This is a genomic window from Actinomadura mexicana (assembly GCF_900188105.1).
Classification (GTDB): Bacteria; Actinomycetota; Actinomycetes; order Streptosporangiales; family Streptosporangiaceae; genus Spirillospora; species Spirillospora mexicana.
The window spans coordinates 45,239-57,075 of sequence record NZ_FZNP01000007.1 but is presented as its reverse complement, the minus strand read 5'-3'; the positions used below and the strand labels follow the sequence as shown (position 1 = coordinate 57,075).

The window sequence follows — 11,837 nt, the reverse complement described above, 5'->3', positions numbered from 1 at the left end:
CGGCCACGGTGAAGGCATGGAAACCACGATGGCGAGCGGCCCCGGCGGGTATGTGCACGGGTATTCGGGGCGGGAGGCGCGGCGGCTCGGCGACCAGGCCGATGTCCTGGCCGCGTTGCTGCACGACGGGACCGCCTACCCGGCGGGCAGCCGGGTGCTGGAGGCCGGCTGCGGGGTCGGGGCGCAGACGGTGCATCTGGTGTCGCGCTCCCCCGGCATGCGCCTGACCGCGGTGGACCTCTCGCGCGCGTCCCTGGACCAGGCCCGCGCCCGCGTCGAGGCGTCCTTTCCCGCGGCGCGGGTGCGGTGGCGGTGCGGTCCTGCGGGACCGTTCCCCGACGGGGGGCGGCCGGAATACGCCGGAAAGGGATCACGGACCGGCGTTGTAGCTGGTTGATCGTCAGCGTGGCTCGGTCGGCGGGCCGTGGATGATGCGGTGGATGGTGGAGCGGCCGACGCTGTACTCGGTGGCCAGGTCGGCCAGCGACACCTCGCCTTCGGCGTGGCGGCGGCGGATGGACCGCCGCGCCGGCTCGGGGAGTTTGGGCTGCTTGCCTTTGAGCTTGCCGTTCCTGCGGGCCAGCGCCATGCCCTCGCGGGTGCGCAGGTGCCCGAGGTTGGCCTCGAACTCGGCGACCATCGCCAGGGTCTGCAGGAACAGCCGGCCGAACGGGTCGTTCCAGTCGTGGACCGATCCGCCGAGCCCGAACAGCACGCCTCGGTCGGACAGGTCGGTGAGGATCTGGTTGGCCTCGGCCATGTTGCGGGCGAACCGGTCGAACTTGGTGACGGTGAACACGCTGTCCGGCCACACCGCGGCCAGGGTCTGGTCCAGCCCGGCGCGGTTGCGGCGGGTGGTCCCGGAAGCCCTGGTCGATGTAGATCCGGTCGGCCGGGACGCCGAGCGCGAGCAGCTGCTCGGTCTGGACGACGACGTCCTGCTCGTCGGTGGAGCAGCGGGCGTAGCCGACCCGGACGGCGCCGGGAGCCGCGCCGGAGGGCGCTGCGTTCGCGGCGTTCACGCCCTCAAGTGTTCCGGATAGGGCCCCGTCACCGGGACAGTTCGCGGAACACTCTTACGGAACACCCGACCTGCGGCGCCGTCCCGAGCGGCGGGTGTTCCGGTGGGGGATCCCCTAACGGAACACCGGCCAATGACTGACAAACCGCGCCCCAGGCCCCGCGAAACGAAAGATCCAAGAGCAGCAGCGCAGCCCGAACGCGGCTGGGCTGTAGGAGCCGAGGAGACCGGCGAGGGCCGCGCGGGCAGGGTCGTTGGTTTCGGGCGGTGCGGATCGCGGGGCCGGTGACTTCGCCGGGCGCACGGTGTCCGATTCCTACAAGACCGCCGTCCCATGCGTGGATACGTTGACCTGCATGAACCTATCTCCAGACCAGATCTTTCGACCTGGTGAGCATGCGTATGACCAGGAGCGGGTGGGGCTCAACCGGGCTGTGGAATCGCGTCCGGCGTGCGTGGTCGGTGCCGCCGGTGAGCAGGACGTGGTCGCCGCCGTGCGGATGGCGGTGGCGCAGGGCCGGGCTGTCGGCGTGATGGCCACCGGCCACAGCCCTTCGGTGGCTGCGGACGGCGCCGTGCTGATCAACACCGGGCGGCTGAACGGTGTCGAGGTGAACCCGCAGGCCAGGTCCGCCTGGGTGGAGGCGGGGACGCGGTGGCGGCAGGTCGTGGAGCGGGCCGGACTGCACGGTCTGGCGCCGCTCAACGGCTCCAGCCCCAACGTGGGCGCGGTCGGGTACACGACCGGCGGTGGCGCGGGCCTGCTCGGCCGCCGCTTCGGCTTCGCCGCCGATCACGTACGGCGGCTGCGCGTGGTCACCGCCGACGGCCGTCTGCGCGAGGCCGGTCCTGGCAGCGACCCCGATCTGTTCTGGGCGGTGCGCGGCGGCAAGGACAACTTCGGCGTCGTCGTCGGCATGGAGATCGAGCTGTTCCCGGTGTCGCGGCTGTACGGCGGCGGCCTCTACTTCCCCGCCGATGCCACCGGCGACGTCCTGCACGCCTACGCCGAATGGACCCGTTCGCTACCGGAGCACATGGCCTCCTCAGTGCTGCTGGCACAGAACCCGGACCTGCCCGGCGTGCCGGCGCCGTTGCGCGGCAGGTTCGTCACGCATGTACGGATCGCCTTCAGCGGCGCCGAAGGCGGAGAGGATCTGGTGCGGCCGCTGCGGGAGATCGGTCCCACCTTGATGGACACGCTGCGGGACATGCCCTACGCCGAGGTCGGCACCATCCACCACGAGCCCACCGATGCCCCCTACGTGGCCTATGACCGCAACGTGCTCCTTCACGAGATCGGCAAGGACGCGGTCGACACGCTCCTGGCCCACGCAGGACCGGACGCGCAGCCGCCGTTCATCGCCGAGCTGCGGCATTTCGGCGGCGCCTACGCCCGCCCGCCCGAGATCCCCAACTGCGTCGGCGGCAGGGACGCGGCGTTCTCCCTCTTCACCGGCGTGACGCCCGCCCCCGGGAACCGGGAGTCGCGCGACCGGTTCCTGGCGGACCTGCGCCCCTGGAGCACCGGTGGCACCAACATCAACTTCGCCGGTGTGGAGGACACCGACCCGGCCATCGTCCGCACCGCCTACCGGCCCGGCGACTACACCCGCCTGACCGAGCTCAAAGCCGTCTACGACCCCGGCAACGTCTTCCGGATCAACTTCAACATCCCCCCGAAAAAGGCGTCGACATGACGGCGCGGCCGTATCCGCGCGCCCCGGCCGTTCAGGTCAGGGCCTCGCTCCGACGCGGTGCGGGGCCATGCCGGTGTCCTTGACAGTGGCGCCGCCGGTCCGTACGGCACCGCATCCCAACCTGCACACAACCACAGTCACGGGAGGAAGTCGTGCGGATCGGAATCGGGCTGCCCGCCGCCGTGCCGGACACGGACGCCACGGTCATCGGGCGCTGGGCCGCTGAAAGCGAGGAGCGCGGCTTCGCCTCCCTGGGGGTGATCGACCGGCTGGTGTACGACAACCTGGACCCGCTCGTCGCGCTGGCCGCCGCGGCGGTCCGAACTGAGCGCATCGAGCTGATGACCACTGTCCTCAACACCGGTTACCAGGGCAACCCCGTGCTGCTGGCCAAGCAGATCGGCTCGCTGGAGCGGCTGTACGCCGGACGGCTGACCGTGGGCCTGGGCATGGGCGGTTGGCCCGAGAATTACGCCGCCAGCGATGTACCGGCGACCCGGCGCGGCGCCGCGTTCGAGGCGGGCCTCGCGGCGATGCGCGCCGTGTGGCGCGGGGAGACGACTGGAGCATCCGGCCCGGTCCCCGCCCTCCCTGAAGGCCGTCCCGGACTGCTCCTGGCCGGTCTGGTACCCGCCGGGTTCGCTCGAGCCGCCCGCCTGTCCGACGGTTGGGTGGCCCCCCGTCCTTTGGCCTGCAAACCCTCGAACAGAAGCTACTGACAGGTACCGCCAATGGCGGTCCACAGCTTCCCCAACCCCTTGCACGTCGGGGTGACCGCGAACATCCTCGACAGCCCTCGGCGTCACCCGCGAGAAGGTCCGCGAAGCCAGCGCCCGCCTGTTCGAGCCCGCGGTGATCGCCGAGGGCGCAGGCCGGGAACGCCGGGTCGTCGGCGACGGCGAAGGCGAACAATCCATCACCCAAGCCCGCCGACTGGCCGCCCGGCGCGGCCAGTCCCAGTTCCGGTCCGAGCACGTCCTGTTCTGCCTGGCAACCGACTCCGGTGCTCGGCCCACCGCGTCCTCAATGACCTCGGGGTAGACGTCGCCCGGATCAGGAAGGAACTCGAGGAATGGATCCAGCCGGTTCAGCGACGGCACCGCCGCATCGGCCGCTCCAAGACCACCGACAGTGCCTGTTCCTTCTGCGGCTGACAAGGACCTTGGCCCACTCGTCGCCGGACCCGGTGTCTGGATCTGCGGCAGCTGCGCCCACACCGCCCAAAAAAATTCTCCGTACCCAACCCCGAAGGCTCCGCACCGGATGACACCTGCGCCACACGTCACATCGAGATCCGCTGGTCAACGACCCCACCTGACACCATCCGCATCGCAAGGCTGTCCCCCCGACGCGGCGTCCGCGAGGAGGCCGTCGCGGCCGGGCTGGCCACCCCGGCCGACTTCGACCGCGGGGTCGCCGACCTGCACCGCGCCGCGGGCCCGGGGGGGCGTTCCACTACACCTTCTTCTAAGGCGACCGGGGTGAACCCGCGGTGGCCGTCGCCCGCCCGGGGCCGGTCGGTCGACAGGCAGGAGCGGGCCGAGGTCGAGGTCGGGGTGGCCTTGATCTTCGGGGGGCGGGACCGGTGAGGGGCTCGGCGCCCGGCGCGAGCCCCCCACCGGAGTCGGGGCCGGCCTCACCTGCGTCGCCGCGCAGCAGGTCGGGATCGGCGTAGGCCTTCACGCCCCACTCCGAGCGGCCGTTGATCAGGTCGAGGACATCGGTGAACCGGCCGCCCCCGTCCGAGAACACCTGGGTGACGCGTGCGTCGTCGCGGGTAGAGGATCGCGATCCGCACGGGCGCAGGCGGTGTCACTCACGGCCGCTCAGTTCCTCTCGACGCGTCCGCGGGCATAGCGGCCGGCGCGCCGGTAGCTCACCAGTTCCCCGTCCTCGTCCACCTCGGTGTCGTAGACCGCGAGGATGTCCGCGGAATCGGGGATGCGGTGGGTCTCCACGACCTCCACCTTGACGCGCCAGCCCTCCTCCGTGCGCTCCATTCCCACGACGCTCTCGGCCCGGCGGCCGGTCATCGCGGTGACGTGCTCCACCGCCAGTTCGGCGGCCTTGGACGCGGACATCATCACGGGCCTCCTAGCCGCCCGGCTGGTAGCCGCGGGCGCGGCCCTCGTTCAACCGGTGGATCAGCTCCTCCTCGCGCTCGGCGGCCTCCTCCTCGGTGATCTCGCCGGCGGCGGCCTCGTCGGCCACCTGCTGCATCTCCGCGGCGATCCGCCCCGGGTCGTACAGCTGCGCCTCGGCCTGCTCGGTCAGGGTCTCGGCCAGCCACATCACGCCCTTGACGGGTGCCAGGGGCGCCGTGACCAGCCCGGAGAAGAATCCCATCTCCTGTTACGCCTCCGGAACGAAGTCGTAGGGCGGCAGGGGCCCGATCAGCCGGATGCGGATCCGGTCGCCGTGCTCCTGGCCGAGCTTGTCCACGGCCTCCTCGAACGCGGCGCGGCGGTCCGCGCGGACCAGGAACGAGGCGTCAAGGACGTCCTCCTCCCGGGCCGGGGTCTTGCGCGTGAACGCCTCGGCCGCCGAGGCGGCCCCGTCCAGCAGGACCTGCTCGTCGCTCTCGCGGAGCCGCTGCATCGACTGCGCGATCAGCTCGCCGAGCCGGACCCGGTCGTAGTAGACCGCGTCGGCGGCGTCGGCCGGGACCTCGCGCAGCCGCTGCGCGAGCTCGGCGACCTCCGGGTCGTTCTGCATGATCTCCCGGAGCACCGCGTCCTCGACGTAGGTGCCCTTGACGCGCAGTTCGACGCGGCCCTCCAGCTGGTCCAGGACCTGCCCGAAGCGGTCGGGGTTGCCGGCCAGCAGCTCCTTCTCCACCGCGCCGCGGTCGGCCAGCGCCGCCCCGAACCGGAACGGCAGGACCACGGTCCCGGCGTCGACCAGCGCGTTCAGCACCCGCTGGTGCGCCACCAGGTCGGCGCGCTCGCCGAGTGCCCGGTCGGCCGGCAGGTCGCTGACGACCGCGGCGGCCACGCCGCCGTCCTCGATCAGCGACACGGGTCGATCGTCCAGTCCGGCCAGGTCCGGTGGCAGCGCCACGCCCGACCGGGTCACCCCGTACACGTACTGCGGGATCCGGTCCCCGGCCTCAGAGCCGCCGGGGGTCTGAGGCGTGCTCATTCTTCCTCGTCCTCCTTCTTGCGCGACGAACGCCGCCGCGCGGGCTGCTTGTCGTCCTCGTCCTCGTCGGAGTCGCCGCCGAAGGTCTCCTTCAGCCGCTCCTGCGCCCCCTCAAGGGCGCCGCGCGTCTTCTTCTTGGCGCCCGACTCCTGCATTCCGCCAACGAACTCCGGCAGACCCTGCGAGGTGCCGTCGTGAGCGATGTCCAGACGGTTCACCGCCTCGGCGAACCGCAGGTAGGTGTCGACACTGGCGACCACGATCCGCACGTCGATCGTGAGGATCTCGATTCCCACCAGCGAGACCCGCGCGTACAGGTCGATGACCAGACCCTTTTCCAGGATCAGGTCGACCACGTCGGCGAGGCCGCTGCCAGAGCCGCCGCGCTGCACGACATTGCTGCCCGAAGTCTGCTGGGCGATCGGCCCAGTCATGTGATCGCTCCTTCTCGGGTTTGACCCGTTTGGGGGTGAAGCATGACCCCCGATGTACCCGCCTCGGCCTCCCTAAACAGGAGATCTGTTTCCGGCTATGAACTCGTCATGGCGAAATGTCCGCCCATGCACGCGCGACGCCCCCGCAGAAAGCGTTCTGCGGGGGCGTCGCCCTCGTCGAAAAAATCTCCAGACGCCGGAGTTCAGCGCTTCCGAGCGGTCAGGCGCCCGACGACGATCCCGGCGGCGGCCGCGCCCGCCACCGGCACCGCACGCAGGAACCGGCCGAGCGTGAGGAGTTTGGCCACCCCCGCCACGCGGCCGGGCAGCGCCGCCACCTGGCCACCGGCCCGGGCGACACCGGTCCCCGCGGTCTTCGCCGCGCCCTGCGCGGTGTCCTTGGCGGTGCCCGCCGTGCTCTTGGCAGTGCCGGCCGTGCTCTTGGCCTTGCCCTTCGCCGTCTGCGTCGTGCTCTTGGCGGTGCCCTTCGCGGTGTCCTTGGCGCCCGTGCCGGCGGCCTCGGCCGTTCCCGCCGCCTTACCCGCCGTCCTGCTGACGTTCTTGCTCGCTTGTCCGGACCCGTTGCCCGGGACCGAGGGGGTCTCCATCATCCGTCCTTCCGTCGGGGGGATCTTCCTGCCGAACCGGTGGACCGCCGCACCGGGCGCGGCGCTCCACCGGCGAGAAATCGCGTTCGTCGGCCGTTACGCGGCCTACCCCACCCCGCCACCGCAAACATGCGGGCCGCCCCTGGGAGGGACACGGCGCAACACTGCAGGACGCGGCCGCGCCCGGCGCCCGCGGTTGGAACCCTCCTGCTGGCGCTGGCCGCCGCCGGCCGCGTCGCCTGGCTCACCGCGGGTGTCGTCGTCCTGGCCTGCTCACCGCACGTTCGTTGACCCGGCCCCGCCCGGGTCCTGACGGGTCAGATGCTCCAGAGGCGGCGCTTGCGGTAGCGGGGCTCCCACATCACCCGGTTCAGCTCCCGCAGCGGCTTGGGCAGCGCCGTCAGGAACCGGCTGCGCTCCACCGGCCCGATCCCGTCCACCACCCACGGGACGAACAGCGGCGTCCCCGTCTCGCAGCGGCCGCGCGCCTCGGCGGCCAGCGCCCGCCACTCCGCGCCGGCCAGCACCGACTCCGCCAGCGGCAGCGCGCTCCTCTCCTCGTGCAGCAGGTGCCGCTCCAACGCCTCGCGCAGCTCGCGCACCGCGGCGGACAGGTCGCCGCCCGCCCCCGCCGCGCCCTGCCCCGCCGCGCCTTTCATGGCCTCGTCGACGCGGGCGATCAGCGGGGCCAGCCGGGCGTGGTCGGCGCGCATCTCCTCCAGCACCGCCCGCTCGGCCCGGCGCCCCGCCACCGCGCGCTCCACCCGCGGCCACAGCCACCCGTCCTCCAGCTCCTGGCGCAGCCGGATCTGCTCCTTGAGGTTCTCCCAGCCCGCGCGCACGTGCGACGCCCCGCCCTTGCCCGCCGCCGCAGCCGCCGCGAGCCGGTCCAGATCCCGGCGGAACGCGTGGTGGGCGGCGTACAGGAGGGTGTGGCAGGTCATGTCGCGCGGCTGGACCGCGAAGGTCTCCATAACTGTAGGAGGCCTTCTGTGGCCCCCGATGTGACGTTCAGAGCGTCCGAGAGACGGACCTCACATGCCGCGCGCCGCCCGGCCAGTCGGCGCCTGCGGCGGGCAGGTGCACGGGCGCGCGGGCGAACGCGGCCGTCAGCGTGCCGGCGACCCCGCCGCGATCTTCGGCTGACCGTCAGCCGCCAGGGGTCCCGCCGCCCTCGCCCTGCGGGTCGAGGGCGGCGGCGATGCCGTCCAGGACCAGCGCCAGGCCGCCCTCGAACGCCTCCCGCGCCGCCTGCTCCAGGTAGGGGACGTCCTCGGCGACGCCGAGGGAGTCCTCGGTGTTCAGCCAGGCCACCAGCGGGAAGCGCTCGGTGAACCCGGGTGCCAGCGCCTCCAGGGCCCCGGCCCGGCCGTACCACCACTGCTCCTCCGACAGGCCCGTGGCCCGCACCGCCTCCCGCGACTCGGCGAGGGTCTGCGCCGCGCCGCGCACCACGCTCGACAGCGCCGACACCGCGCGCCGCACCCGCCGCGACGGCAGCCCGGTGGGGGCCAGCACGCCCAGGAGCGCCTCCAGCGCCCGGTACTCGTTCGGGCCGAGCACCGGGCGCGCCTGCGACACCTGCAGCATCCACGGATGCCGCAGGTAGAACTCCCAGGAGTCCTGCGCCCACCGGGTCAGCGCCGCCCGCCAGCCGTCCGCGGCGTCGTAGCCGCCGGGCAGTTCTGCCAGCGCGCGGTCGTACATCAGGTCCACCAGCTCGGCCTTGCCCGGCACGTAGGTGTACAGGGCCATCGCCGTGCGGCCGAGCCGCTCCCCGACCGCGCGCATCGACAGCGCCGCCATCCCCTCGGCGTCCGCGACGGCGATCGCGGTGTCCACGATCACCTCCACGCTCAGCCCCGGCCGCGGCCCCGGTCCCGTGCGGGGCGCGTCCGCGCCGCGCCACAGCAGGTCCATCGAGCGGCGCGGGTCGCCCTGCCCGGCGAAGACGACCAACGTGCATCTCCTTATGCCATAAACTATCGAAATCGAGTAACTCTTTACGCCCTAAGATATCAAGTGAGCGAGGAAGCCCCATGCCCCTCCGGCCGACGACCGCGCAGCCCGAGCCGCACCCCGGCGCGCTCCGGGCCGCCGACGCGCACGACGTGATCGAGGTCCGCGGCGCGCGGGAGAACAACCTGGCCGACATCAGCCTGGACGTCCCCAAGCGCCGCCTGACCGTGTTCACCGGGGTGTCGGGGTCGGGCAAGTCGTCCCTGGTGTTCGGCACCATCGCCGCGGAGTCGCGGCGCCTGATCAACGAGACCTACACCGCGTTCGTGCAGGGCTTCATGCCGAGCGTCGGCCGCCCCGACGTCGACGCGCTGCGCAACCTCAGCGCCGCGATCGTGGTCGACCAGGAGCGGATGGGCGCCAACTCCCGCTCCACCGTCGGGACCGCCACCGACGCCCACACCATGCTGCGCATCGTCTTCAGCCGGATCGGCGAACCGCACGCCGGGACCTCCTCGGCGTTCAGCTTCAACAACGCCGAGGGCATGTGCCCCGACTGCGAGGGACTCGGCCGCGCCTCCCGCGTCGACCTGGAGGAGCTGGTCGACCGGGACCTCTCCCTCAACGAGGGCGCCGTCACCGTGCCGGGCTTCGGCGTCGGCTCCTGGTACTGGAAGGTGATCGCCGACTCGGGGCTGTTCGACCAGGACGCCAAGCTGCGCGACTACACCCCCGCCCAGTGGGACGACCTGCTCCACAAGCCCCCCACCAAAATCAAGAGCAGCGGCATCAACACCACCTACGAGGGGCTGCTGGTCAAGGTCAAGCGGCTCTACCTGGACAAGGACACCGAGTCGCTGCAACCCCACATCCGCGCGTTCGTCGAGCGCGCCGTCGCCTTCAGCGCCTGCGCGGCCTGCGGCGGCACCCGCCTCAACCCCGCCGCCCTGGCCAGCCGCATCGCCGGGCGCAACATCGCCGACTGCGCCGCCATGCAGATCAGCGACCTCGCCGAGGTCGTCCGCGACATCACCGAACCGTCCGTCGCGCCGGTGCTGGCCGCCCTGCAGGGCACCCTGGACTCCCTGGTCGAGATCGGCCTGGGCTACCTCAGCCTGGACCGCGAGTCCCCCACCCTGTCGGGCGGTGAGGCCCAGCGCGTGAAGATGGTCCGCCACCTCGGCTCCAGCCTCAGCGACATCACCTACGTCTTCGACGAGCCCACCGCCGGCCTGCACCCCCACGACATCGCCCGCATGAACGACCTGCTGCTGCGCCTGCGCGACAAGGGCAACACCGTCCTGGTCGTCGAGCACAAGCCCGAGACCATCGCGATCGCCGACCACGTCGTCGACCTCGGGCCCGGCGCGGGCGCCGGAGGCGGCCGGGTCTGCTACACCGGCGACCTGGCCGGGCTCCGCGCGTCCGGCACCCTCACCGGGCGCCACCTGGACCACCGCGCCCGGCTGCGCGAGAAGGTCCGCGAGCCGTGGGGGCACCTGACCATCAAGGGCGCGAACCTGCACAACCTCAAGGACGTCGACGCCGAGATCCCCCTCGGCGTCCTCACCGTCGTCACCGGCGTCGCCGGATCGGGCAAAAGCTCCCTGATCCACGGGGCGCTGCCAGGCCGCGACGGCGTCGTCGTGGTCGACCAGTCCCCCATCCGCGGGTCCCGCCGCAGCAACCCCGCCACCTACACCGGGCTGCTGGACCACATCCGCGCCGCCTTCGCCAAGGCCAACGGCGTCAAACCCGCCCTGTTCAGCGCCAACTCCGAGGGCGCCTGCCCGGCCTGCAAGGGCATCGGGCTGGTCTACACCGACCTGGCGATGATGGCCGGCGTCGCCTCGGTGTGCGAGCAGTGCCAGGGCCGCCGCTACACCGCCGAGGTCCTCACCTACACCCTGCGCGGCAAGGACATCAGCCAGGTCCTGGGCATGCGCGTCGCCGAAGCCCGCGAGTTCTTCACCGCCGGGCAGGCCCGCGCCGTCCTGGACCGCCTCGCCGACGTGGGCCTGGGCTACCTCGGGCTGGGCCAGCCCCTCACCACCCTGTCCGGCGGGGAGCGCCAGCGCCTCAAGCTCGCCATCCACATGGCCGAGAAAGCCTCCACCTACGTCCTTGACGAGCCCACCACCGGCCTGCACCTGGCCGACGTCGACCAGCTCCTGGCACTGCTGGACCGGCTCGTCGACGCAGGCAACACCGTCATCGTCATCGAGCACCACCAGGCCGTCATGGCCCACGCCGACTGGATCATCGACCTCGGACCCGGCGCCGGCAGCGACGGCGGCCGGGTGGTGTTCACCGGCACGCCCGCCGACCTGGTCGCCGGCGCCGACACCCTCACCGCCCGCCACCTGCGCGACTACGTCCAGGACGCCTGACCCGCCCCGGCCCGCCGGCGCGCCCGGTGGGCCGCCCGGGGGCGCCCCGCCGGCGGGGCGCCCTCAGCGCGGCGCGGCCTTGGCCAGCACCTCCAGGTAGTGCGGGTTGGACATCACGCCCAGCACGTTGCCGAACGGGTCCACCACCGACGCGGTCACGAACCCCGTCCCCTCGCCCCGCTCGGTGATCTTCTCGTGCAGCCGCGCGCCCATCCCCAGCAGCCGCTCCACCGCCGCCTCCAGGTCGTCCACGTGCCAGAACATGATCGCTCCGCCCGGACCCGCCGGCGGCCCTCCCGGACGGAACCGGGCGTCGACCAGCCCCAGCTCGTGCTCGTAGTCGCCCACCCGGAACTCGTAGTAGGCGGCGCGGCCGTCCGGGCCTGCGACGTGGAAGTACGGCTGGTTCCCCAGCAGGTCGGCGTACCAGTCCTTGGCCGCCTCCAGGTCGTCCGCCCAGAAGCTGATGGTGGCGAATCCCCGCAGCATGTCGTGCCTCCCGTTCCCGGAGCCGGACGTTCCGGCCCCGATGCCTGCGACACTAGGCGGCCAATAGGTCATCAAACGTCCTAGTGGCGCGGCAG

At 72.3% G+C, this 11,837-nt stretch carries 14 protein-coding genes; 5 read left to right on the top strand and 9 right to left on the bottom strand.

Annotation, left to right across the window (positions count from 1 at the left end):
• The first annotated feature begins 16 nt into the window (after positions 1–16).
• On the top strand, positions 17–397 hold the full coding sequence (locus CHC11_RS19010; protein WP_218826158.1) for an SAM-dependent methyltransferase: 381 nt from the start codon (positions 17–19) through the stop codon (positions 395–397).
• Positions 398–400: 3 nt separating this feature from the next.
• Here CHC11_RS19010 and CHC11_RS19005 read toward each other — a convergent pair whose 3' ends face one another.
• Positions 401–814, bottom strand: a complete 414-nt coding sequence (locus CHC11_RS19005; RefSeq protein ID WP_245919427.1) for a recombinase family protein — start codon at positions 812–814, stop codon at positions 401–403.
• On the opposite strand from CHC11_RS19005, the gene CHC11_RS42120 reads away from it, so the two are divergent.
• The 3 genes from CHC11_RS42120 (at position 792) to CHC11_RS18995 (ending at position 3,440) form a co-directional block, all read left to right on the top strand.
• On the top strand, positions 792–1,043 hold the full coding sequence (locus CHC11_RS42120; RefSeq protein ID WP_218826157.1) for a hypothetical protein: 252 nt from the start codon (positions 792–794) through the stop codon (positions 1,041–1,043). The genes CHC11_RS19005 and CHC11_RS42120 overlap by 23 nt on opposite strands.
• 334 nt (positions 1,044–1,377) lie before the next feature.
• The gene (locus tag CHC11_RS19000) at positions 1,378–2,721 is read left to right on the top strand and encodes an FAD-binding oxidoreductase (protein ID WP_089313106.1); all 1,344 of its coding nucleotides are present in this window, start codon (positions 1,378–1,380) and stop codon (positions 2,719–2,721) included.
• 152 nt (positions 2,722–2,873) lie between these two features.
• Positions 2,874–3,440 (top strand): LLM class flavin-dependent oxidoreductase, encoded by a 567-nt coding sequence (locus CHC11_RS18995; RefSeq protein WP_179278902.1) that lies wholly within the window; start codon positions 2,874–2,876, stop codon positions 3,438–3,440.
• A 1,107-nt stretch (positions 3,441–4,547) separates the two neighbouring features.
• Here the strand turns inward: CHC11_RS18995 and gvpO are convergent.
• The 7 genes from gvpO to CHC11_RS18955 form a co-directional block, all read right to left on the bottom strand.
• A complete protein-coding gene (gene gvpO, locus CHC11_RS18985; protein WP_089313103.1) occupies positions 4,548–4,805 on the bottom strand; it encodes a gas vesicle protein GvpO in 258 nt (85 codons plus the stop codon).
• A 10-nt stretch (positions 4,806–4,815) separates the two neighbouring features.
• A complete protein-coding gene (locus CHC11_RS18980; RefSeq protein ID WP_089313102.1) occupies positions 4,816–5,067 on the bottom strand; it encodes a gas vesicle protein GvpG in 252 nt (83 codons plus the stop codon).
• A gap of 6 nt (positions 5,068–5,073) precedes the next feature.
• Positions 5,074–5,862, bottom strand: a complete 789-nt coding sequence (locus CHC11_RS18975) for a GvpL/GvpF family gas vesicle protein (RefSeq protein ID WP_089313101.1) — start codon at positions 5,860–5,862, stop codon at positions 5,074–5,076.
• The gene (gvpJ, locus tag CHC11_RS18970) at positions 5,859–6,296 is read right to left on the bottom strand and encodes a gas vesicle protein GvpJ (protein ID WP_089313100.1); all 438 of its coding nucleotides are present in this window, start codon (positions 6,294–6,296) and stop codon (positions 5,859–5,861) included. Before gvpJ ends, CHC11_RS18975 begins: the two co-directional genes overlap by 4 nt.
• A 203-nt stretch (positions 6,297–6,499) precedes the next feature.
• Positions 6,500–6,907, bottom strand: a complete 408-nt coding sequence (locus CHC11_RS18965) for a hypothetical protein (RefSeq protein WP_089313099.1) — start codon at positions 6,905–6,907, stop codon at positions 6,500–6,502.
• 314 nt (positions 6,908–7,221) lie between these two features.
• A complete protein-coding gene (locus CHC11_RS18960) occupies positions 7,222–7,878 on the bottom strand; it encodes a hemerythrin domain-containing protein (RefSeq protein ID WP_218826156.1) in 657 nt (218 codons plus the stop codon).
• A gap of 175 nt (positions 7,879–8,053) precedes the next feature.
• On the bottom strand, positions 8,054–8,863 hold the full coding sequence (locus CHC11_RS18955) for a TetR/AcrR family transcriptional regulator (protein ID WP_089313098.1): 810 nt from the start codon (positions 8,861–8,863) through the stop codon (positions 8,054–8,056).
• An 80-nt stretch (positions 8,864–8,943) separates the two neighbouring features.
• On the opposite strand from CHC11_RS18955, the gene CHC11_RS18950 reads away from it, so the two are divergent.
• Positions 8,944–11,253 carry an ATP-binding cassette domain-containing protein gene (locus CHC11_RS18950; protein WP_089313097.1) on the top strand — a complete coding sequence of 770 codons (2,310 nt, stop codon included), beginning with the start codon at positions 8,944–8,946 and terminating at the stop codon, positions 11,251–11,253.
• 63 nt (positions 11,254–11,316) lie between these two features.
• Here CHC11_RS18950 and CHC11_RS18945 read toward each other — a convergent pair whose 3' ends face one another.
• A complete protein-coding gene (locus CHC11_RS18945) occupies positions 11,317–11,742 on the bottom strand; it encodes a VOC family protein (RefSeq protein WP_089313096.1) in 426 nt (141 codons plus the stop codon).
• Between the last annotated feature and the right edge of the window lie 95 nt (positions 11,743–11,837).

What these genes read in the sequence shown, in the direction of transcription:
- gvpO (WP_089313103.1), bottom strand. Translation starts at nt 4,805, where the DNA reads ATGATGTCCGCGTCCAAGGCCGCCGAACTGGCGGTGGAGCACGTCACC.
- CHC11_RS19010 (WP_218826158.1), top strand. Translation starts at nt 17, where the DNA reads ATGGAAACCACGATGGCGAGCGGCCCCGGCGGGTATGTGCACGGGTAT.
- CHC11_RS18945 (WP_089313096.1), bottom strand. Translation starts at nt 11,742, where the DNA reads ATGCTGCGGGGATTCGCCACCATCAGCTTCTGGGCGGACGACCTGGAG.
- CHC11_RS19000 (WP_089313106.1), top strand. Translation starts at nt 1,378, where the DNA reads ATGAACCTATCTCCAGACCAGATCTTTCGACCTGGTGAGCATGCGTAT.
- CHC11_RS18975 (WP_089313101.1), bottom strand. Translation starts at nt 5,862, where the DNA reads ATGAGCACGCCTCAGACCCCCGGCGGCTCTGAGGCCGGGGACCGGATC.
- gvpJ (WP_089313100.1), bottom strand. Translation starts at nt 6,296, where the DNA reads ATGACTGGGCCGATCGCCCAGCAGACTTCGGGCAGCAATGTCGTGCAG.
- CHC11_RS18965 (WP_089313099.1), bottom strand. Translation starts at nt 6,907, where the DNA reads ATGATGGAGACCCCCTCGGTCCCGGGCAACGGGTCCGGACAAGCGAGC.
- CHC11_RS18960 (WP_218826156.1), bottom strand. Translation starts at nt 7,878, where the DNA reads ATGGAGACCTTCGCGGTCCAGCCGCGCGACATGACCTGCCACACCCTC.
- CHC11_RS18950 (WP_089313097.1), top strand. Translation starts at nt 8,944, where the DNA reads ATGCCCCTCCGGCCGACGACCGCGCAGCCCGAGCCGCACCCCGGCGCG.
- CHC11_RS18980 (WP_089313102.1), bottom strand. Translation starts at nt 5,067, where the DNA reads ATGGGATTCTTCTCCGGGCTGGTCACGGCGCCCCTGGCACCCGTCAAG.